Raw genomic sequence first — 21,329 nt, forward strand, 5'->3', positions numbered from 1 at the left:
CCTTATTTTTTTATGATATTTCTTAGACCTTCTCCTACTATTGGAATTACTGAAATATTGAAAGGATGATCAATGTTAGAAAAAGAATTTTTTAAAAAAGATACTATAAGTCTTGCCAAAGATTTACTTGGAAAAATTATAGTTAGAAAAATCGATAAGGGAGTGATGAAGGCAAAAATTGTTGAAACAGAGGCATATCTTGGAATCAGTGATAGGGCTTGTCATACCTTTAATAACAATAAAACTGAAAGAAACAAAATTTTATATATGGATTGTGGGACTTTGTATGTTTATCAAACATATGGGATTCATTTTTTATTAAATATTTCTAGTGTTGGGGAAAATGTTCCTGAGGGAGTTTTGATAAGAGCGGTTGAGCCGATTACAGATTTAGATATTTTTAGTATTAATAGGTTTGATAAACCTTACAAAAATTTGTCAACATATCAAAAAAACAACCTAACAAATGGACCTGCAAAACTAACCAAGGCTTTACAAATTGACAAGTCCTTTAACGGGAAAAATATTTTTGGTAAAAATCTTTATATTGAAGATTCAAATTATAATTTTGAAATAAATATCGACAGGAGAGTAGGAATCGATTATGCTAAAGAAGCAAGAGACTTCCCCTATAGATTTTTTATAAAAAACAATCCATTTGTTTCAAAAAATATCCAAGAATAAAATTAATCATATAATTGACTAAATTTGGTATCATTAAGGATTTTTGATACGAACTTTAAAATAATAATATATTCAATAGGTTTTGTTTATGATTATTAAATTATAAAAGGCATAACCACCGAAATGCCCGTGACTTTTTTTTCATGACTTTTTGGGAGATTACTTTATGATTTTACTTATGAAAGTAAAAGGGGGCCTTATGTTAGAAAATAACTTTAAAAATAATAAGGGAGTATTAGAAATAGGAGGAGTGAGTGTAGAAAAACTTGCTCAAAAATACAAAACCCCACTTTATATTTATGATCAAAAACTTATAAAAGATAGGGCAAAATGTTTTGTAGAAAATTTTAAGTCGGAAAAATTTGAAACAGAAATAATTTATGCAACCAAGGCCTTTTCAAATCTTTATGTTTTGGGACTTTTAAATGAATATAAAATTTCTTCTTTTGATTGTGTATCAAAAGAAATTTTTGTGGCATTAGAAGCTGGAGTCAAATCAAAAAAGATCCACTTTCACGGGAATAATAAAACAAAAGAAGAATTGATTTATGCAATTGACAAGAATATAAGTCTAATAATTATAGACTCTGAAGATGAATATTTTTTATTAAGAGAAATTTTGCAAGAAAAAAACAAAAAAATAGATTGTTTAATAAGAATTAATCCAGATGTAAAAGCCGAAACCCATAAATATATCCAGACCTCAAATGCTGATTCAAAATTTGGCTTAAATATTAGAGATGGGAATACTGAAAAAATCATTGGAAAAATTGTTGAAGATGAAAATATCAATTTTGTAGGCTTTCACGCCCATATTGGAAGTCAGGTAAAAAATTTGGAATTTTTCAAGGAAGAGGCAAAAATCATGACAGCTTTTACAAAAAATATCCAAGAAAAGTTCAAGGTAAACTTTTCTCATCTAAATTTTGGAGGAGGATTTGGCTGCAAAGAAAATTTCGATGACCAAGACCTTGATTTGGTAAATTTCCTCAAAGATTTGATTATTTTTATGGAAAATTTGTTTGAAAAAAATAAACTAGAGGTTAAAAATCTTTCAATAGAACCAGGAAGATCTTTGATTTCAAAAGAAGGCTCAATTCTTTATAGGATTGGGTCACAGAAAAAAACTTTGGAAAGCTATCCTTTAATTTTTGTTGATGGAGGAATGACAGATAATATAAGACCAGGTCTATATGGGGCAAAATATTCTGCCATTCTTGCAAATAAACTTGATTGTGAAAAAAATCAAACCTATAGGGTAGGTGGAAAACTTTGCGAGTCTGGAGATATTTTGACAGAAAAAGTAAAGCTTCCCAATGCAGATAGAGATGATTTATTATTAGTTCCTTATTCTGGTGCATATACATTTTCCATGAGTTCAAATTATAATAAATTGCCCTAACCAGCCGTTGTTTTTGTTGGAGGCGGAAAAGACTATTGTGCAGTAAAAAGACAATGTCTAGAAGATTTGATACAAAGAGATTTAAAATATAGAAAATGAGAAAAATCCCTCTTTACAAATAAATTTAAAGAGGGATTTTTACTTCATAAAAATATAAGGTTGTAATATTTTATTAATAATTGAAAAATGAATATTGTTAAAAAAAACAGTCAAAACCTATGATTTAAATTTTATTATGGTATAATGTGATAAAATGCGAAAAGAATTAAAAATAAAATAAAGAGAGGAAAAAATGAACAAAAAAAAGGATATTATAGCTTTAGCCTTATCTGTTTCATTTGTAATTGGAGGCGCAAGTCTTTCCCACGCTGATGAAATAAATCCAGATACTACAAGCTATATAAGTGAAAAACAACCTACAGAAAATGAAAATAAATCTTCAAATCAAATTGAAGACAAAGAAAATGAAGATGTCACAGAAGTAGTAAATAATTCTAACACAGATGAAATTCAAAATCTTGAATTATCCGAAGAAAAAACACCAGAATCTCAAAAAGCACCTCAAGAAGTAACTGATCCAAACTATGCAGAAGATGAAAAGAATGTAGGTAACTACAAAGAAACCCAATTGGAGAGAGGGAACGGCCCAGCTGCCACATATACTCCACCTACCGAAATGGATAGGTTTATAGATGGATTTCGCTATAAGACTCTTGAACCATCTGCAGCCAGTCCTGACAAAACTCTCTGGGGTTTTGAGATAGAATTTGACAGAGACCAAGGTCAAAGAACCTATACTGACTTTAGCTTTACGAACACTGGTAACTTAGGAACGGTGCTTAATACTGGTACTATTTCTTCAAAAGATTTAGGAGAAAAAATTGATGACAGCTTTAAGGAAGTAAATTATAAATCTAAATCTGAAATTGATATTACTGCATCTGGTCGTGCTCTAAGGAATTTAAATCTTTATGCTGATAAAAAAGACTTTGAGCATATCAATAATGTAGATAACAAGAATACAGTCATGGCATGGGAAGGTCATTATAAAAAAGGTAATCCTAATGGACTCAAGGCTACTGAGGGAGGTTCTGCTGCATTTAATTTCACAGTCAACCCATGGCCAAATGAAAATGATCAACTTGATTTAATATATTTAAATGGAGATTATGACAAAAAAGAATTTGTCAAAGGCCAAACTATTAATACCGGCATAAAGGTAGAAAACCTTGATGACAATGCTAGAGAAAGACTAGTAGGCCAAGTCTACCATCCGGTTTCAGGTGATGTTGTTCCGGGAGCTGAAGCCTATATCGATGAAAATGATATGGTTGTAGTTAAAATGCCAGAAGGAGCCCTAAAGAAAGATGACAATGGCAAGACTGTAATCAATGAAGATTCTATCTTTAGCAAAGCCGGATATAAAAACATCCAAAGCCTGGATGTAAAATTCTTTGCTCGTCCAAGAACAGAAGAGGAATTTAGAAAAATTGCTGTTGCGGCACAGTATGAAGGTTTAGATTATTACACACCAACAGGTGCTGGTACTGAAACCATCAACCACAAGGGAAATAATGTCACAATCGACAAGCAAGGTATTGCCCGATATGACCACTACAACAAAGTCGGTGAATTTAAGATTAACCTTGATGACACCATGTACTATGACCAAAGGTTTGAAGATGGAAACGATGATGATACTACAAAGGTAACTTCATCAGCTGTAAAACCAGAAGAGCCTTTTGAAGTTAAAATTGTTCCACCAGCTAACCCTGGTGAAACTGACAAGTCAGCTGCAGATATGAATGGTGCAGAAAGCAGGGGAGAAGCTGCTGGAGAGTTAATACTAGATTTTATTGAAAAAGAAAACAAGGGTAAGGCAGAGAAAGATAAGTGGAAAGTAGATATTAAAGACAATGATATTTCTAAATTTACTATAACTCCCCCAGCATCAGCCAAGGCAGGGGACTTTGTAGCTGTAGCTATAAAATATACCTATACAAACGGATCTACAGATACTCATTGGTTCCACTTTGTTGTCCAAGAGTCAACCTACATCAAACCAGAATATGAAACCCAAGTTAACTACCCAACTAGACAACAAACTTCACCTGCCACAGTTAAAGATGATCATAAGAGGATAAAACCAGACCACTATACTCTTCCAGACAACTTAGAAACTGATGGAGAAGGAAACAAACTTATAAAAGACGATATTGGTCATGAATGGACTGTATCCATTGATGGAAAAACAGGAGAGGTCACTGCAAAACCTGTAAAACCTGAAGACTTTGTTGGTGGAGAAAAGCTAACAGTACCAGTTATCGCCCACTATGTCGATAAACAAAAACCAGGCGAAGATATTACTGAAAATGTAGATGCTTACTTTGTTATCAAAGAAAAAGCTAACATGACTGCTCGTTATAATGCAAAAGCAGGTAAGTCTGGCGATGAGTTATCTTCTGATGTTATCTTAAATACAGAAGATACCTATAACAGAAGACCAACTAAGTTTACCCTAGATTCTGATACCTTTACAGATGACAAGGGCAATACTTGGAATGTCACAATCGACGAAAAAACAGGTAAAGTAACTGCTACAGTACCAAATGCACAAGAAGGTCAGTCAATTGATGGCGCCCTTCTAAACGTTCCTGTAACAGCTCACTACTTCGAAATGGAAGATGGAAAAGAAGTTTCAATGGGCACTAGACAAACAGAAGTCCAATTTGTAGCGTCAGGTACAGAAGAAAAAGTTGAAAAAATACTAGATGTTCCTTTTGAAACCAAGGTAGAAAAAGACCCTGAGCTTAAAAAAGGTGAAATCAAGGTAGTTCAAGAAGGTGAAGTAGGATCTAAGAAAGTAACTTATACTATAAAAGATTCAAAAATCACAGATACACAAGAAGAGGAATTAAAAGAAGCAAAACCTCGCATTATCCACGTTGGTGAAGGAACTGAAGATGGGAATCATGAAATCAAAGAAACAGTTGAAGTTCCATTTGAAGTTGAAATCCAGTTTGACGACACTCTAAAACCTGGTGAACAAAAAGTAACTCAAGAAGGTATTCCTGGAGAAAAGACTAGAACAACAACTATCACAATCCAAGATGGTAATGTTACAAATACTCAAGTAGGAGAATTTACCGAAACCAAAGCACCACAAAAGAAAATTATTAAAGTAGGCGCAAACACTGAAGGTAAGGTAGAGCACAAAGAAGAAATACCATTTGGCTATAAAGTAGAATTTGATCCAAAATTCCACGAAAATTACCCAGATGCAACAGACAACTACAAGGTAGTAACTGAAGGTGTAGCTGGAGAAAAAACAACTACTTGGACTATCAAGAATTCTCAAATTGTAGAAGGACCAGATCAAACTGTAACAAAAAAACCAGTTGATGCAGTAATCAAGGTTGGTCAAAAGAACTACACAGGTACAATCACTCACACAGAAAAAATTGAAACACCATTTAAAGTGGAATACAGATATAATCCTGACCTTGAAGCAGGACAAACAAAGAAGGTTCAAGAAGGTAAGGACGGATCATATACCTTAAACTTCTCACAAAACATTAAAAATGGTCAAGCTGATGGAGCCCCTACTACAAGCAAAACTGACGAAGTAGCAGCTCAAAATGAAATCATAGAAATTGGTACAAAACCAGTAACAAAAGTTGTAGAAAAACCATTTAACACAGAATATATATTTGATGAAAACCTTGAAGCTGGTAAGACTGAAGAAGCAACTCCAGGTAAAAATGGCAAGGTTACTATCACAACAACTTATGACAAGGACCAAAAGAAGGTCGTAACTTCTGAAAAAGAAGAAGGCGGTCAAAACAGAGTTGTAAAAATCGGTGGTAAAACTAACGGAACTGAAAAAGTTAAGGAAGAAATTCCATTTGAAGTAGAAGTTAGAAAAGACCCATCACTTAAGAAGGGCGAATGGAAATACGCCAAAGATGATGAAGGCAATGAATTAAAGGGAGAAAAGGGAGAGCAAGAAAGAACCCTTACTATAGAAAACTCTAAGGTAACAAAGACTTCTGAGCCAACAGTAACTAAGAAAGCTAAAAATGCGGTAATCTTAGTTGGAGAAGGTACAAATGACGGTACTCACAAAATAGTTGAAAAGAAAGAACTTCCTTTCGAAACTAGATACGAATACGATGACTCATTAGAACCAGGCGAGGAAAAGATAGTGACTCCAGGTTCTCCAGGAAAGCAAGAAAGAACAAACACTCTTGTAATTAAAGATGGAAAAGTTGTAGAAACTAAAGAAGGCGAATTTAAGACAACTAAAGAGCCTCAAGAAAGATTAATCAAGATTGGTAGAAAGCCAAGTGAAGGTGAAACTACTGAAACTCATAGAAATAAAATACCTTTTGATACTAAGGTTATCTATGATGAAAATCTAGAGGCAGGATCTCAAATAATTGAAAAAGAGGGTAGAGTTGGAGAAGAGGAAGTCACAACTACTCAAAAGATTAAGGATTCTAAACCTATTGGAGATCCAGAAATTTCTAAGAAAACTATCACAGAAAAAGAAGATAGGATAGTTAGAATTGGTGTGAAACCAGTTGTTAAGGAAACTGAACTTGGTAACAACACTGAGTATAGACACAACCCAGAGCTAAAGGCTGGTGAAGAAAAAGTTATCGAAGAAGGTTCTAAGGGTTCTGTAAAATATACAACTACTTTCAATAAGGAAACAGGTAAGCTTGAAGTAAAAGAAGAAAGAACTGAACCAACAAACAAAGTTGTAGAGTATGGTTCTAAGACTGATGGTGAGTTTACTTATGAAAGTGAAAAAGCTTACGATATTATCATAAGAGAAAACCCAGACCTTGAAGCTGGAAAAACTAATGTAATTCAAGAAGGTAAGCCAGGCAAGACTGAAACTACTGTTAAGATAGAAAACAGCAAGGAAGTTTCTAGGGATACTAAGACAATCACAGAAAAACAAGATAAGATTATAGAAATCGGAACAAAGAATGTCTGCGAAATCCCACCTGTAAACCCAGGTGAAGAAGATCCAAAAGATCCAGAAAAACCAGGTGAAGAGAATCCAAAAGATCCAGAAAAACCAGGTGAAGAAGATCCAAAAGATCCAAATAAACCAGGTGAAGAAGATCCAGAAGATCCAGAAAAACCAGGTGAAAAGGACCCAGAAGATCCAAACAAACCAGGTAAAGAAGATCCGAAAGATCCATCAAACCCAGGTGAAGAAGATCCAAAAAATCCAGAAAAACCAGGCGAAGAAAAACCAAATGAACCGGGTACACCAGGCGAACCAGGTAAGCCAAATAAACCAGGAAAACCAGGCGAAGACGATCCAAAAGATCCAGAAACCCCAGGTGAAGAAAAACCAAACGATTCAGGAAAACCTGATGAAAAAGATCCAACTAAACCAGGACAAACATCTGAAACTCCTCAAAAACCTAAAGATAAAAAAGATAAGAAAATAAACCCATCAAGAAAATTGGAGAAAACAAAGATAGTAAGTAATAAAGAAAATGCTAATAAAAATCCAAGCACAGGGGTTTCAAGTTTATCCACAGTTTTATCAAGTCTAGGACTTTCATTGGGAGCTTTAGGCTTTTCAAAGAAAAAAAGAAAAAATAAATAAGACCAATAAAAAAATGTTAGACTAAAAATCTAACATTTTTTTATTTTCTATCAAAATAAGTCCGGGTGAGGGAATTTTCTAAAATTTCAAAATGTATTTCCTTGCTTTTGAAAATTTCCCCATCAATATTTGCTAAAATATTTTCTTTTGATTTTATTTTTCCTTTTTTCACTTTGATTTCATCTAAATATTTTGAATTTTCTAACAAACCAAATTTGTACCTTATAATTAATGAGGGTAATAATAGACTTGGTAATTTTTTTGCGTAAACTAAATTTAGAATTCCATCATCTATTTTTGCACTTGGGGCTGGATTAAATCCTGAACCGTAAAATCCACCATTACAAATAGCAGCCAATAAAAATTTATCTTCAAATTTTATCTTTTTATTATCTTTATCTAAAATTTCAAAGGATAAATCCTTGTATGATAAATATTTCATCGCCTTAAAAACTCCAAGTATATAGGCTTTTTTTCCTAAATTTGGTTTTTTATTCAAATATTCGTAGGCTTTTTCTAAAACGACAGTATCAAATCCAAGGGACAAGACATTTATTCCCACCTTATCATTGACTTTGATTAGGTCTATTTTTTCATCTCTTAAATTTAATAAAGATTCGACTTTAAAGTTTTTATAAGAGAAGTTTTTTGAAAAATCGTTGCCTGTTCCCATTGGTATTAGGCCTAGACTTGTATTTTTAAGATCTTTTTGGTAGATAACATTACAGATTTCATTTAATGAACCATCTCCACCTCCGACTATTATTGTCTTTTTTAAATCTTTATATTTTTCAATAAAATTATTTGCCGCGTCTATTGCGTGATTTTTGTAGGATGTTTTTATTATTTTTATATTTTCTTCTAAATCTTTTTTCTTATATATTTTTTCTATATCTTTTTTGCTAATATCGAACTCGGTTTTTCCTGCCTTGGACGATAATATAAATAACATTTTTCTCATAATTTTTTCCTTGTAAATTATTATAACACGATTAAAGTATTTATTGAAAAAATGTTATAATTACTTTATAAATAGAAAGGATTTTTTATGAATTTTGTTGATTATTTGGAAATTGAATATATAGAAGATGATGATGGGGAAATCATTTCAAGAATTCCTATTAGGGAGTATTGTTTAAATATTAATAAAATTATTCACGGCGGGGTAACAATGACTTTGATTGATACTGCTTGTGGCAAGAAGGCTTCGGAATTTTTTGATGGGGAATTTGTTACAAGTGATGGATATGTAAATTTTGTGAGAGCGGGCAAGGACACTAAATTTTTGTATGCAAAATGTAATGCAAAAAAAGTTGGTAGAAAAGTTATTAATATTGATTGTGATGTGTTTGATGATAGGAAAAAATTGATTGCAATTGGAAGATTTACTTTTATGAAATTATGATTTATTTTTATATTTAAATTCTTTTAAAAATTTGTTTTACAAATATTAGATTTATGATATAATGAAACAAGTTCAATAGGACACCAACACCTTGGTGTGCTAAAGTAAAAAGGAGTTAAATATGGACAAAGAAAAAAAATTTTCATCGAGGTTAGGTTTTATCCTGACTGCTGTTGGTAGTGCTGTAGGCATGGCGAATGTGTGGGGATTTCCTTACAAATTCCAAGATGGTGGAATGTTTTTCTTATTATTTTATTTAGTTTTTGTAGCTCTTTTTGCTTATGTAGGTTTATCAAGTGAATTTGCAATAGGTAGAAGAGCTGAAACTGGAACTTTGGGCTCTTATGAATATGCCTTGAATTCAAAAAATAATAAAAAAACTCATTCGTTTTTTACTAAAAATATAGGGGTTTTACCTTTGGTTGGATCTTTATTTATTGCTATTGGCTATGCTGTTATAGTTTCTTATGTTTTAAAAGCCTTAGTTGATTCTATTACGGGAGAGCTTATGGTTGTAAATACTAAAGATTGGTTTGAATCTTTTGCTAATAAGGATTATTCAGTAGTTTTTTACCATTTTATAATTATTTTGGCTACTCTTTTAACTTGTTTAAATGGAGCAAATACTATTGAAAAATCTAATAAAATTATGATGCCAGCATTTTTTATTTTATTTTTAATTATTGCAATTTTTATTTTAACCTTACCAAATGCTCTTGAAGGTTATAAATTTATGTTTAGATTTGATTTTGATAAATTATCATTAAATACTATTGTTAATGCAATGGGCCAAGCTTTCTTTTCTCTTTCTGTAACGGGAAGTGGTATGATTGTTTGTGGATCATATCTTGACAAGAAGGAAGATATTTTATCAGCAGCAAAATCTACTGCTTTTTTTGATACCTTGGCTGCCCTTTTATCATCTTGTGTAATTGTTCCATCTATTTTAGTTTTTGGACTTTCTCAAGCTGGTGGACCTGGACTTTTATTTGAAGTTTTGCCAACAATTCTTCAAAATATTAAGGGAGGTAGGATTTTTGCTATAATTCTTTATACTGCCGTTGTTTTTGCAGGAATATCTTCTTTACAAAATATGTTTGAGGTAATTGTAGAATCAATAATTCACAGATATAAAAAAATTAAAAGGGCACACGCTTTGATAATTATTGGTCTTATTACATTTTTAGTTGGTATGAACATGGAATCAATTGGAAAGTGGGGTCCATGGATGGATCTTGTTTCTATATATATTATTCCAATAGGAGCGTCAATCGGTGCTATAACTTGGTTTTATTTTTGGAAAAAAGAAGAACAATTGGAAGAAGTTAATAGGGGAGCAAAGAAAAAAGTTGGAGAAAGATGGCACAGGCTTGGAAAATATGTATATGTTCCAATTGCCATTGTCTTATCAATTTTAGCCTTAGTATTTAAGGTGACATTTTAATTTGATTGGAGAAAATAATGGAAAACAATTCGAAATTTACTAACAAATGGGGATTTATTATGGCTTGCGTTGGAAGTGCGGTTGGACTTGCCAACGTTTGGGCTTTTCCCTATAAAATAGGAATGAACGGGGGACTATCTTTCTTAATTCCTTATTTGTTCTTTGTATTTTTATTTGGACGAGTAGGACTTTCTGCTGAAAGTGCAGTTGGAAGAAAATATAAATCGGGTCCTATGGGAGTTTTTAGGGAAGTATGGAAATCAAGAAACAAAGAAGGAGTTGGAAGAGTTTTAAGATGGATTCCTCTAGTTGGAGTAGTTTTGCTTGCTATTGGATATACGGTTGTAATAACTTATGTACTTAAAGCCCTACTTGATTCAATAACAGGAACTTTGTTGACACAAGACCCAAATCTTTGGTTTGAATCAATTTCTACAAATGATTTTGCCCTTGCAAAAGAACATTTTTTATTAATTATAATTGTATTTTTGACTCTTGCTTATGGAACAAAGGGGATTGAAAAAACAAATTCATTTATGATGCCCTTATTTTTTGTTTTATTTATAATCCTTGCGATAAGAATTGCCTTTTTGGACAAGGCTTTTGAAGGTTATAAATTTATTTTTAGTCTTGATCCTGAAAAATTAATGGATATAAGATTATGGATTGCTGCCATGGGTCAAGCATTTTTCTCATTATCAATTGTTTCAACAGTTATGGTTGTATATGGTTCATACCTTCCAGAAAGTGAAGATATAGTTCACTCATCAACAATAACTTCTGGCCTTGATACTGTTGCAGCTATGCTATCAACTTTTGTAATGCTTCCAGCGACTTTTGCCTTTGGATTTTCTCAGTCAGAAGGACCAAAACTAATATTTGTTGTATTACCAAAAGTTTTACAAGAAATTTCTGGTGGAAGAGTTTTTGCAATTATTTTATACATTGCAATTGTATTTGCAGGAGTTTTGTCAGTTCAATCTATGATTGAAACAGTTGTAGAAGCAATAACATCAAAATTTGAAAATTTAAAGAGAATCCATGTTTTGATGGCTTTAATGGCAATAGTATTTATTTGTGGATTGTTTTTACATCCAATAGCAAAATGGGGAGTTTGGATGAACTTTGTAACAATCTATATCCTACCAATTTCTGCAATTATGGGAGCAATCTCATGGTTTTGGGTTATGAAAAAAGAAGATTTGCTTGATGAAATAAATAAAAGTGCAAAAAAGAAACACGGAGATGGCTGGTACAATTTGGGAAGATATTTATATGTTCCACTTGCAGTAATTCTTTGTATAATTGCAATAAGATATCAAATTTCATTCTAATGTGACTTTATTTATAAAAAATATATAATTAAAATATATAATTTTATAAGGAGTAGGAATGAAAAGATTTAAAAAAATATTATCAGTTGTTTTAATTTTTATTTTATCAGTAAGCTTAACTTCATGTATAGATTTTAAAAATAATTCTGATAATAAAATTTTTTCAAATGAAATTAGTCAAAATGTTTCAAGTGAAGAAAAATCAGAAAAATTAGCTGATGAAAATATAATTGCAATTGATAAGAAAAGACCTAAAAAATTCGATAAAAAAACAAAAGATGAGATAATTAATATTAAGGCTTTTGGGGATTTGATGGCCCATATGGACCAAAACGATTATGCCAAAAATTATGGAAATGGTGAGTATGATTATTCAAACCAATTTGAATATATAAAAGACTTTGTCAAAGACTCAGATCTAAGTATTGGAAATTTTGAAACTAGTGTTAGTAAAACTCGTGCGCCTTCAGGATATCCTCAATTTACAACACCAAAAGAATATATTAGGGATATAAAAAACGCAGGTTTTGATGTTTTGTCAACTGCAAATAACCATTCAGTAGATTCTTTTGAAGAAGGTATTTTTGATACAATTGAGGCCATGGATGAATACGGGATGGCACACGCTGGAACACATAAGGCTGGAGAAGATAGGTTTATTTATCTAGATGTTAAGGGATTAAAAGTTGCTTTTATGTCCTACACTTATGGGGTAAATGGGCTTGATGGATTGATTGAAAAAAATAAGCCTGAAGAGATAATAAATTATTTGGATTCTGAAAAAATAAAAGCAGATATTGAAGAGGCAAAGAAAAACGATGCTGATTTAATAATTGTGTATCCTCATTGGGGAGTTGAATACCAATCTTATCCTACTGATGAACATATTAAACTTGGAAGAGATATGATTGATTGGGGAGCGGATTTAGTAATTGGAAATCACCCTCACGTAAGTCAACCTGCTGAAAGATATAAAGCGAAAGACGGTAGAGAGGGATATATTGCTTATTCTTGTGGAAATTTTGTTTCGTGTCAATCTTATGAAGTTTTGGGAGATATTAGAACTGAACAATCAGTTGCTTTTGATATTGATATTTTAAAAGATAAAAAAACTGGAAAGGCAAGACTCGGTCAGGTAGATTTTTATCCAATTTGGAATGGTCATTGGAATGATGAATATGGATATTTGGCAAAAGTTTTTAGAACAAAAGATTTTCTTAAAGGTGGAAAATATTATAACAAGGTAGATGAAAGTCAAAGAGAAAGAATAAAAACTTGTGATGATATGATTACAAAAACTATAAATACTAAAGTAGAATAAGGCTGCTATGAGCAGTCCAGAGCGTAGATAAAGTATTAATTTAGATAATATTTTATTTAGAAATAAAAATTAAGCTAAGTACCATCTCGACTAGATAAATATGCCTTGATTTGGCATATTTAAAGTGCGAAAGCACGAGAAAGTATGCGAAGCAAACGTGTTTTAGAGTGAGTGAAACGAACGCATGGAGAGATCTCATGAGATTTCTCCGCTCGTTGCACACGATAAATCGGGATAAACAACAGAAACCTGTGGTGACCCCATAAAGTTGTACCTAATACCAGAACTAGTAAACTACCTGTTCTGGTATTATTTTATTACTTTCCACCCCTAGGGGTGGAATTTTTATGCTGCATTTAACTTTCTATATTCTATTGGACTTAAATATCCTAATTTTTCTTTTATCCTATCTTTATTGTAATATTTGATATATTCTTCTATTGTTTCTTTTAATTGTTCATATGAATAAAATTTTTTGTCATAGTACATTTCTTGTTTTAGTATCCCGAAGAAGTTCTCCATTGGGGAGTTATCTAGGCAATTGCCCTTTCTTGACATTGATTGGCTTATCCCTTCTTTTTCTAGTCTTGATGTATATTGTTTTATTTGATAAGCCCATCCTTGGTCTGAATGAAATATCCTATTATCATTGTTTGTGCTTGTTATTTCTATTGCTTTGTCTAAGGCTTTTAGTATTGGTTCTAGCCTTGGTTGTTTTGATATTTCATAACTTATGATTTCACTGTTATACATGTCTAGATATGAGTTTAGATAAAGCTTTTTTACTTGGTAGTTTCCTGATTTATCTCTTTCTAGATACTTAAATTCTGTTGTATCTGTTGTTATATATGTGTAGGGTTTATCTACTTTAAATTTTCTATTTATTTTGTTATCTACTACTTTTCCTATTGTCCTTTGTATGATGAGTATTTTCTTGTTTTTCTTGAGAAACTTGTTACTTGAAGTTTTAGTTTTTGTACTAGTCTTTGAACTTTCTTTTTGTTTATCAATAGTCCTTGTTGTCTTAGCGTTGCTGTTATTCTTCTATATCCATAGTTTGGATTGTCTTTTCTAGTTTCTAGTATCTTTTTCTCTACTTGCTCATCTGTGTTTGGTCTGTCTAAACGTTGTTGCCAATACATGTATGTTGATTTTGCTAGATTGAAATATTCCAACAAGTCCTTCAGTTTGAATTTATCTCTTAGTAATCTAATGACTTCAGATATCTGTCTATTTCTTCCTATGTCATTTGAGAGAATTGAATCTTTTTTTTAGAATTTCTACTTCCATTTGAAGATAGTAGTTTTCTTTTCTTAGTTTTTCTATTTCACTTATTTCTTTTTTTGTTTTATTACTTTTGTTTTTTAGATCTTTATTTTTATCTGTATTTGACATAATTGAAGGCATACCTTTCTTTTTTGATTTTAGTCCTTCAATTCCTTCTTTCCTAAATTCTTTTACCCATCTAGCTATCATGGATGGATTGTTGATTTTAAATTCATTTGCTAGGCTTTGATAGGACATTTCTCCTGTTAAATACAAGTCTACTACATTTAGTTTCAAATCTAAAGAGTAACTATTACTCTTTCTTGATAATTTTAATCCTTCATAACCTCTAGATTCATAAGCATTAACCCAAGTTCTAACAGTCGAATGATCTGGGATAGAGTATTTTTTTGCTAATCCTTTGTAGCCTATATTTCCTTCTAGATATTCTTTTACTACTTTAATCTTAAATTCTGTTTTGTATTTTGTCATTAAAAAACTGACCTCCTTAAGTTGGTTTTTAAGTCCAACTTTTGGGGGTCAGTTCAACCGACGGTTGTTTATCTGCTCGAAATGGATGAAAATATAGTTTGTCAACAGTCTGGGCTGCAATGTGCAGTCTTTTTTATTTTTCTCCTATATGGTATTATAATCCTAAGAAAAAGGAGAAAGTATGAATTTTATTACAAAGATAGATATTGCAATTTTAAATCTAATACAAAATTTGAAAAGTCCTCTTATGGATAAAACCATGACTACTATAACTGCTCTTGGGAATATGGGGATATTTTGGATTTTATTGATTTTGATTTTTTTGACAAGTAAGGAATACAAAAAATTAGGAAAACTAATGCTTATTTGTCTTTTGGTAAATACTATAATTGTAAATTTAATTTTAAAACCTGCTGTTGGAAGAGATAGGCCTTTTGAAATTGTTGATGGAATAAAATTATTAGTTTTAAAACCACAAGATCCATCCTTTCCTTCTGGTCATTCTGCAATTTCTTTTTGTATGCTTACAGTTATTTTGTTATTTTCGAAATCTAATCCTTTAAAAATAATTACAAGTGTACTTGCTGTTTTAATTGCATTTTCAAGGCTATATTTATACGTACATTTTCCATCGGATGTTTTTTGTGGAATAATTATTGGAGTTCTTACTTCGATTTTTACTTTAAAATTTTATTTTTCAAAAACAGGATTTAAATTTAGAGAAAATCTAGAAAAATTAAATTTTGATTTCAAAGATTTAAGAAAAATGTAAAAAAATTTGCATATGATGATTAATGGTGTTATAATATGAAGGTAATGTTAATGCTGGTGTGTCGGAATTGGCAGACGAGACAGACTCAAACTCTGTTGTTCTCCGGAACGTGTGGGTTCAAGTCCCACCACCAGCACCATTAATTTTTTTATTTTTTTCATATTTGAGCTATACCAAGGGGTATGGCTTTTTTTAATGTTTTTTTGTGGGTAAGCATAAATTTAAAATAAAATTTTAAAATATTTTTTAAGTAAGTAGATTTTTCTACTTATTTTTTTGTGCAAAATAAAATATGTTATACTAATAGAAAGGAGATTTATATGAGTAAAAAAGTAATGCTAATTGATGGATCTAGTTTGATTTTTAGAGCTTTTTTTGCCCTTCCTAATCTTACTAACGCTGATGGGGTTATGACCAATGGCGTTTATGGATTTTTGATCATGTATTTTAGGGCTGTTGAAGAGTATAAGCCTGATTACATTTTGGTTGCCTTTGATAAAAAAACAAAAACTTTTAGGCATAAGGAATTTGAAGATTATAAGGCAAATAGGGACAAGGCTCCAAACGAATTAAATTATCAATTTGGAATTTTAAAAGATATTTTAGATTCATTAAATGTAAAATATTTGGATATAGATGGTTATGAGGCTGACGATATTGTTGGTACTTTTTCAAAAATTGCAAAAGATGAGGGACTTGAAACTGTAATTATTACAGGAGATAAGGATTATTTTCAACTTGTAAATGATGATGTAATTGTTTATCTTACAAGAAAGGGAATTTCTCAAATGGAAGAAATAACCGAGGAAAAAATTAAAGAAGATTATGGCCTTAGTCCAAAGCAATTAATTGATGTTAAAGGTCTGATGGGAGATAAGTCTGATAATATTCCTGGAGTAGATGGAATTGGTGAGAAAACTGCCATTAAATTTATAAAACAATATGGATCTATGGAAGATTTGTATGACAATTTAGATGATATAAGAGGTAAAAAAACCAAGGAAAACCTAGAAAATTCAAGACAAATTGCCTTTTTGTCCAAAAAAATAGGAACTATTGTAACAAATGCTCCTGTTGGTATAAAAATTTCAGATTTAAAGGTTAAAGAGCCAGACTTGGAATCTTTGAGAGAAAAATTCTCAAAATATAATTTCAATAAATTTATGGAAAAGTTTGAAGATACAAGTGAAGAAAAAAAAGATGATTTAGATTTTTCATTTGTCTATGATGATTTTTCTTTAACCAGTGATATAGAAAAAGAGAAAATATTTTATTTTAAAAGTCTTTATGAAGGAGAAAATTATATCCATTCAAAAGCTTTTAAAATTGGAATAAAAACCCCTTCATCAAGAACCCATATTTATGATGCAAATGATGAATTTGTTGAAAATTTCAAAAAATATTTTGAAGATGAAAAGATTAAAAAAGTTTCTTTTGATATAAAAGAAGATATTGTTTTATTTGATAAGCTTGGGATAAATTTATCCCTTCCTTATGATGATACCATGCTTATGCACTATCTTATAGATCCTTCCAGGTCGTCCTATGATTTGAAAACCTTTAGTCAGGCTTTTTTGAAATATGAAGTTTCAAATGAAGAAGATTTGCTTGGTAAGGGAAAAAGTAAAAAATCATACAAGGATTTAGAAACGGAAAATCTTGGAAAATATTTGGCTTCAATTGTAAATGCTATTGAGGATAGTTTGGATATATTAATCCAAAAATTAAAAGATCTTTCTATGTATGATCTTTACAAGGATTGTGAAATAAAATTATCCAAAGTTTTGGCAGATATGGAAATAACAGGATTTGTCTGTGATAAAAATGAGCTTGAAAAAATTAAAGATGAAGTTTCTCTTGAACTTGAAGATTTGGAAAATATAATCTATGAGCTTGCTGGTAGTGAGTTTAATATAAATTCACCAAAACAGCTTTCAAAAATTTTGTTTGAAGATTTAGAACTTCCAGTTATAAAAAAGACAAAAACTGGATATTCTACAAACGCCCAAGTTTTGGAAAAGCTTAGGGACAAACACCCAATAATCAAAAAAATCGAAAGATACAGGGAGATGTATAAATTAAAATCTACCTATCTTGAAAGTTTGGAAGAATGTATTGATGAAGATGGAAGAATAAGGTCAACTTTTAAGCAAAATGTTACATCAACAGGCAGACTTTCATCAACCGAACCAAACCTACAAAACCTACCAATTAGAACCGAAGAAGGCAGAAAAATCAGAAAAGCCTTCAAGGCAGATGAAGGAAGAGTTTTAATTGATGCAGATTATTCACAAATCGAATTAAGAGTCCTAGCCCATCTTGCAAATGACAAAAAAATGCAAGAAGCATTTTCAAATAGTATTGATATTCACACAAAAACAGCCTCAGAAGTCTTTGATACCCCAATAGATGATGTCACAAAATTACAAAGAAGTGAAGCCAAGGCTGTAAATTTTGGGATAATTTATGGAATAAGCGATTATGGCCTAAGCCAAAATTTAAATATTTCAAGAAAGAGAGCTAAGGAATATATAGACAATTATCTTAATACCTATCCTGAAATTAAAAAATATATGAAAGATATAGTAAAAAAGGCCAAAGAAGATGGATATGTAAACACCATATTTAATAGAAGAAGATATGTTCCAGAAATAAATTCTAAAAACTTTAATGTAAGAAGTTTTGGAGAAAGAGTTGCTTTAAATACTCCAATCCAAGGATCAGCAGCAGATATAATCAAATTTGCCATGATAAATTCATACGAAAATCTAAAAAAATCAAAGATTGATGCAAAAATAGTCTTGCAAATCCACGATGAAATAATCATTGAAGCAAGCAAAAAAGATTTAGAAAAAGCAAAGGAAATTTTAAAATCATCCATGCAAGAAGCAGTAAAACTAAGAGTACCACTCTTGGTTGACATAGATAGCGGAGATAGCATGTATGAATCAAAATAAAATCGTAATAACTGGAACTATAGCAAGTGGAAAATCTTCCCTTTCGGAAATTTTGAGAAAAAAAGGATACAAGGTAATAGATAGTGACCAAATAAATAGGAAATTATTAGAAAAAGATCAAGTAAATTACAAGGAAATTCTATCATCAAAGGCCTTTGACGAGGCTTTTGATGGGGATAAACTTGATAAGAAAAAACTTGCAAAGATTATTTTTAATGATCCTAAAAAAAGAGAATTAATAAATAAAATTACCCACAAAAATATAATATCCTATATAAATTCTTTAATAGAAAAAAGCAAGGATAAAAATATTTTTGTAGAAATTCCCTTATATTTTCAGATGAAAGAAAAATTTCCTTGCGACTATGTGCGGCTAGTTTGTGCAAAAAGAGAAGTGCAAATTCAAAGACTTATGAAAAGAGATAAAATTGATATAGAATTTGCAATAAAAAAAATAGAAAGTCAAGATTATTTGTCAATGAAAGAAAAATCAGATCTTATTTTCGATAATAGCACAAGTTTAGAAGATTTAGAAAAAAAAGTAGAAATAGCTTTAAAAAATTTGGAGAAAAAATGAAAGCTTTAAAAAATATTTTTAAAATAATAGGAATAATAGTTTTGGCAATGGTAATGGTTGTAATAATAAGTTTTTCAATCGTAGCCTACCAAACATCAAGGCAAAAAATTGCCTACCAAGATGAAATAAAAAAATATTCAGAAAAATACAATGTTGATCCGCTTTTAGTTGCATCAATAATAAAAGTAGAAAGTGATTATGATAACGAAGCACATTCAAATCAAAATGCAAAGGGTCTAATGCAACTTTTAGATTCATCAGCAAAACACAGTGCAGAAATAATTGGAGAAGAATATTATCCTGATAAATTAAAAGATGTTGATTATAATTTAAATTTGGGAGTAGGCTATTTTAATTATTTGAATAAATATTATAACAATACTGATTTGGCCCTTGCAGCCTATAATGGTGGGATAGGAAATGTAGATAAGTGGTTGGCTGATAAAAAAATAGACAGGCACAATCCAGATCCTACAAAAATTCCAACAGAAGAAACAAGACAATATGTAATAAAAATAAATTCAAATTATGATTTAATGAAAGTTTTTTATGATGAAGGCCTTCCAAGTAAAAATGATTTAAAGGATAGAAAAAAACTTGCTATAAAAAATTATAAGAAATTTGTTAAAAAAATATTATTTGATGTCCTCTAAACATTGAATAATATTTTCAAATAATTTATAATGCTTATATACGTATTAAATGAAAGGAGAGATTATGGCTCTAGAAAATTTGTCATTTGACAATGGAGTTAAAATTCCAGAGTATAAGGAATTAAGTGAAAATAAAGACTTAATTGTTGCAAAAATTCCAAAAACTGTAACAATTCCTCTTACTCAACATATTGGAGCTCCAAGCAAATGTTTAGTTAAGAAAAACGATGAAGTAAAAATAGGAGAGCTTATCGGTGAAGCCGTAGGTAATTTTTCTGCTAATATTCACTCATCAGTTAACGGTAAAGTCACAAGTGTAATCGATATCCAAACAGCATCTGGAAAAAACAGTAAGGCTGTTGTAATCGATACTGAAGGCTATGACCAAGAAATTAACTACGAAAGAAAAGATGTTACAAACCTTACTAAAGAAAAAATAGTTGAGGTAATTAAAGAAAACGGTCTTGTAGGTATGGGAGGGGCAGCTTTTCCTGCACATATTAAATATTCACCAAATAAACCAGTTGATACAGTTATTATAAACGGTGCAGAGTGTGAACCTTATGTTACTTGCGATGATTTACTTTTAAAAACAAAAGCAGAGGTTATTGTTGATGCTTTAGAACTTCTTGTAAAAGCAGTAGATGCTAAAAAAGGAATTATAGCAATCGAAGATAATAAAGCAGAAGCAATCGAAAAAGTTAAAAAAGCAGTGGCAAAGAAAAATTCATCAAAACTTGAAGTAGCAACTATGGTTACCAAATATCCTCAAGGAGATGAAAAAAGAATTATTAATGCTGTATTACATAGAGAAGTACCATCAGGTGGACTTCCAATGGATGTTGGAGTAATAGTATCAAACGTTTCAAGTGCTAACGCAGTTTATGAAGCAGTATATTATGGAAAACCATTAATAGAAAGATATATGACAGTAACAGGTCATGGTGTCAAAAATCCATCTAATTTTCTTGTAAGAATTGGAACAAGCTTTGAACATATGATAGAAGAAGCTGGTGGACTAACAGAAGATGCTGGAAAAGTTATAAATGGTGGACCAATGATGGGAATTGCCCAACCAAATATAAACCAACCAGTAGAGAAAGCTAGCAACTGTATATTAGTTTTAAACCAAGAAGAATCAAAAGCACCAATTACAAATCCTTGTATAAGATGTGCTAAGTGTGTAAATGTTTGTCCAGTTGGACTTATGCCTTTGTTAATACATAAATTTTCATTAAAAGAAAAATTTGATAAGGCTCAAGATCTTCATATACTTGATTGTATAGAATGTGGATCATGTTCATATATTTGTCCATCAAAAAGACCTTTAGTTGAAGCTATTAGGTTTGGAAAAAGACAAATTCGTCAAGCAGGAAAGTAGAGGAGAAAT

General features: G+C 31.0%; 16 protein-coding genes and 1 tRNA gene. 13 read left to right on the forward strand and 4 right to left on the reverse strand.

All coding sequences use genetic code 11. From position 1 onward, the window contains the following. The first annotated feature begins 72 nt into the window (after nt 1-72). The 3 genes from L6653_RS01570 to L6653_RS01580 all read left to right on the forward strand — a co-directional run bounded on the left by L6653_RS01570 (nt 73) and on the right by L6653_RS01580 (nt 7,718). Nucleotides 73-684: a DNA-3-methyladenine glycosylase gene (locus tag L6653_RS01570; RefSeq protein ID WP_236785190.1), complete on the forward strand. Its 612-nt coding sequence runs from the start codon at nt 73-75 to the stop codon at nt 682-684. 199 nt (nt 685-883) lie between these two features. Beyond that, a complete protein-coding gene (gene lysA / locus L6653_RS01575) occupies nt 884-2,086 on the forward strand; it encodes a diaminopimelate decarboxylase (protein WP_236785192.1) in 1,203 nt (400 codons plus the stop codon). A gap of 292 nt (nt 2,087-2,378) precedes the next feature. Beyond that, nucleotides 2,379-7,718, forward strand: coding sequence for a G5 domain-containing protein (locus L6653_RS01580; RefSeq protein ID WP_236785194.1), 5,340 nt, complete (start codon nt 2,379-2,381; stop codon nt 7,716-7,718). Between the two features lie 40 nt (nt 7,719-7,758). Here L6653_RS01580 and L6653_RS01585 read toward each other — a convergent pair whose 3' ends face one another. Beyond that, on the reverse strand, nt 7,759-8,679 hold the full coding sequence (locus L6653_RS01585) for a diacylglycerol/lipid kinase family protein (RefSeq protein WP_236785195.1): 921 nt from the start codon (nt 8,677-8,679) through the stop codon (nt 7,759-7,761). Between the two features lie 87 nt (nt 8,680-8,766). Here L6653_RS01585 and L6653_RS01590 point away from each other — a divergent pair, with 87 nt between their 5' ends. The 4 genes from L6653_RS01590 to L6653_RS01605 all read left to right on the forward strand — a co-directional run bounded on the left by L6653_RS01590 (nt 8,767) and on the right by L6653_RS01605 (nt 13,222). Next, entirely contained in the window at nt 8,767-9,123 is a 357-nt protein-coding gene (locus tag L6653_RS01590) for a PaaI family thioesterase (protein WP_236785197.1), read from the forward strand. A gap of 121 nt (nt 9,124-9,244) precedes the next feature. After that, entirely contained in the window at nt 9,245-10,567 is a 1,323-nt protein-coding gene (locus L6653_RS01595; RefSeq protein ID WP_236785199.1) for a sodium-dependent transporter, read from the forward strand. A gap of 17 nt (nt 10,568-10,584) precedes the next feature. Continuing rightward, on the forward strand, nt 10,585-11,901 hold the full coding sequence (locus L6653_RS01600; RefSeq protein WP_236785201.1) for a sodium-dependent transporter: 1,317 nt from the start codon (nt 10,585-10,587) through the stop codon (nt 11,899-11,901). A gap of 58 nt (nt 11,902-11,959) precedes the next feature. Further along, the gene (locus tag L6653_RS01605; protein WP_236785203.1) at nt 11,960-13,222 is read left to right on the forward strand and encodes a CapA family protein; all 1,263 of its coding nucleotides are present in this window, start codon (nt 11,960-11,962) and stop codon (nt 13,220-13,222) included. Between the two features lie 345 nt (nt 13,223-13,567). On the opposite strand, the gene L6653_RS01610 is transcribed toward L6653_RS01605, so the two are convergent. The 3 genes from L6653_RS01610 to L6653_RS01620 all read right to left on the reverse strand — a co-directional run bounded on the left by L6653_RS01610 (nt 13,568) and on the right by L6653_RS01620 (nt 14,980). Further along, nucleotides 13,568-14,233: an IS3 family transposase gene (locus L6653_RS01610; protein ID WP_369806163.1), complete on the reverse strand. Its 666-nt coding sequence runs from the start codon at nt 14,231-14,233 to the stop codon at nt 13,568-13,570. Beyond that, entirely contained in the window at nt 14,128-14,364 is a 237-nt protein-coding gene (locus L6653_RS01615; protein ID WP_236785205.1) for an IS3 family transposase, read from the reverse strand. Before L6653_RS01615 ends, L6653_RS01610 begins: the two co-directional genes overlap by 106 nt. 103 nt (nt 14,365-14,467) lie before the next feature. Then, a complete protein-coding gene (locus L6653_RS01620) occupies nt 14,468-14,980 on the reverse strand; it encodes a helix-turn-helix domain-containing protein (protein WP_236785207.1) in 513 nt (170 codons plus the stop codon). A 181-nt stretch (nt 14,981-15,161) separates the two neighbouring features. Here L6653_RS01620 and L6653_RS01625 point away from each other — a divergent pair, with 181 nt between their 5' ends. From L6653_RS01625 to rsxC, 6 genes are all read left to right on the forward strand, one after another. Next, a complete protein-coding gene (locus L6653_RS01625) occupies nt 15,162-15,752 on the forward strand; it encodes a phosphatase PAP2 family protein (protein WP_236785209.1) in 591 nt (196 codons plus the stop codon). 52 nt (nt 15,753-15,804) lie between these two features. Beyond that, nucleotides 15,805-15,891: transfer RNA gene (locus tag L6653_RS01630), tRNA-Leu, on the forward strand. Nucleotides 15,892-16,072: 181 nt separating this feature from the next. Next, nucleotides 16,073-18,709 carry a DNA polymerase I gene (gene polA, locus L6653_RS01635; RefSeq protein ID WP_236785211.1) on the forward strand — a complete coding sequence of 879 codons (2,637 nt, stop codon included), beginning with the start codon at nt 16,073-16,075 and terminating at the stop codon, nt 18,707-18,709. Next, nucleotides 18,696-19,286 (forward strand): dephospho-CoA kinase, encoded by a 591-nt coding sequence (gene coaE / locus L6653_RS01640; RefSeq protein WP_236785213.1) that lies wholly within the window; start codon nt 18,696-18,698, stop codon nt 19,284-19,286. Before polA ends, coaE begins: the two co-directional genes overlap by 14 nt. Next, nucleotides 19,283-19,939, forward strand: a complete 657-nt coding sequence (locus L6653_RS01645) for a lytic transglycosylase domain-containing protein (protein WP_236785215.1) — start codon at nt 19,283-19,285, stop codon at nt 19,937-19,939. The genes coaE and L6653_RS01645 overlap by 4 nt, the downstream gene beginning before the upstream one ends. A gap of 64 nt (nt 19,940-20,003) precedes the next feature. Beyond that, entirely contained in the window at nt 20,004-21,320 is a 1,317-nt protein-coding gene (gene rsxC, locus L6653_RS01650; RefSeq protein WP_236785217.1) for an electron transport complex subunit RsxC, read from the forward strand. Nucleotides 21,321-21,329 lie beyond the last annotated feature (9 nt).

Origin of the sequence: Anaerococcus ihuae (genome assembly GCF_928368155.1) — a bacterium.
GTDB classification, from domain to species: Bacteria; Bacillota; Clostridia; order Tissierellales; family Peptoniphilaceae; genus Anaerococcus; species Anaerococcus ihuae.

Excerpts from the sequence above, each read along its gene's own strand:
- L6653_RS01605 (WP_236785203.1), top strand. The coding sequence starts at position 11,960 with ATGAAAAGATTTAAAAAAATATTATCAGTTGTTTTAATTTTTATTTTA.
- lysA (WP_236785192.1), top strand. The coding sequence starts at position 884 with ATGTTAGAAAATAACTTTAAAAATAATAAGGGAGTATTAGAAATAGGA.
- L6653_RS01585 (WP_236785195.1), bottom strand. The coding sequence starts at position 8,679 with ATGAGAAAAATGTTATTTATATTATCGTCCAAGGCAGGAAAAACCGAG.
- L6653_RS01600 (WP_236785201.1), top strand. The coding sequence starts at position 10,585 with ATGGAAAACAATTCGAAATTTACTAACAAATGGGGATTTATTATGGCT.
- L6653_RS01580 (WP_236785194.1), top strand. The coding sequence starts at position 2,379 with ATGAACAAAAAAAAGGATATTATAGCTTTAGCCTTATCTGTTTCATTT.
- L6653_RS01590 (WP_236785197.1), top strand. The coding sequence starts at position 8,767 with ATGAATTTTGTTGATTATTTGGAAATTGAATATATAGAAGATGATGAT.
- L6653_RS01625 (WP_236785209.1), top strand. The coding sequence starts at position 15,162 with ATGAATTTTATTACAAAGATAGATATTGCAATTTTAAATCTAATACAA.
- L6653_RS01645 (WP_236785215.1), top strand. The coding sequence starts at position 19,283 with ATGAAAGCTTTAAAAAATATTTTTAAAATAATAGGAATAATAGTTTTG.
- L6653_RS01615 (WP_236785205.1), bottom strand. The coding sequence starts at position 14,364 with ATGTATTGGCAACAACGTTTAGACAGACCAAACACAGATGAGCAAGTA.
- L6653_RS01620 (WP_236785207.1), bottom strand. The coding sequence starts at position 14,980 with ATGACAAAATACAAAACAGAATTTAAGATTAAAGTAGTAAAAGAATAT.
- L6653_RS01570 (WP_236785190.1), top strand. The coding sequence starts at position 73 with ATGTTAGAAAAAGAATTTTTTAAAAAAGATACTATAAGTCTTGCCAAA.
- polA (WP_236785211.1), top strand. The coding sequence starts at position 16,073 with ATGAGTAAAAAAGTAATGCTAATTGATGGATCTAGTTTGATTTTTAGA.
- coaE (WP_236785213.1), top strand. The coding sequence starts at position 18,696 with ATGAATCAAAATAAAATCGTAATAACTGGAACTATAGCAAGTGGAAAA.
- L6653_RS01595 (WP_236785199.1), top strand. The coding sequence starts at position 9,245 with ATGGACAAAGAAAAAAAATTTTCATCGAGGTTAGGTTTTATCCTGACT.
- rsxC (WP_236785217.1), top strand. The coding sequence starts at position 20,004 with ATGGCTCTAGAAAATTTGTCATTTGACAATGGAGTTAAAATTCCAGAG.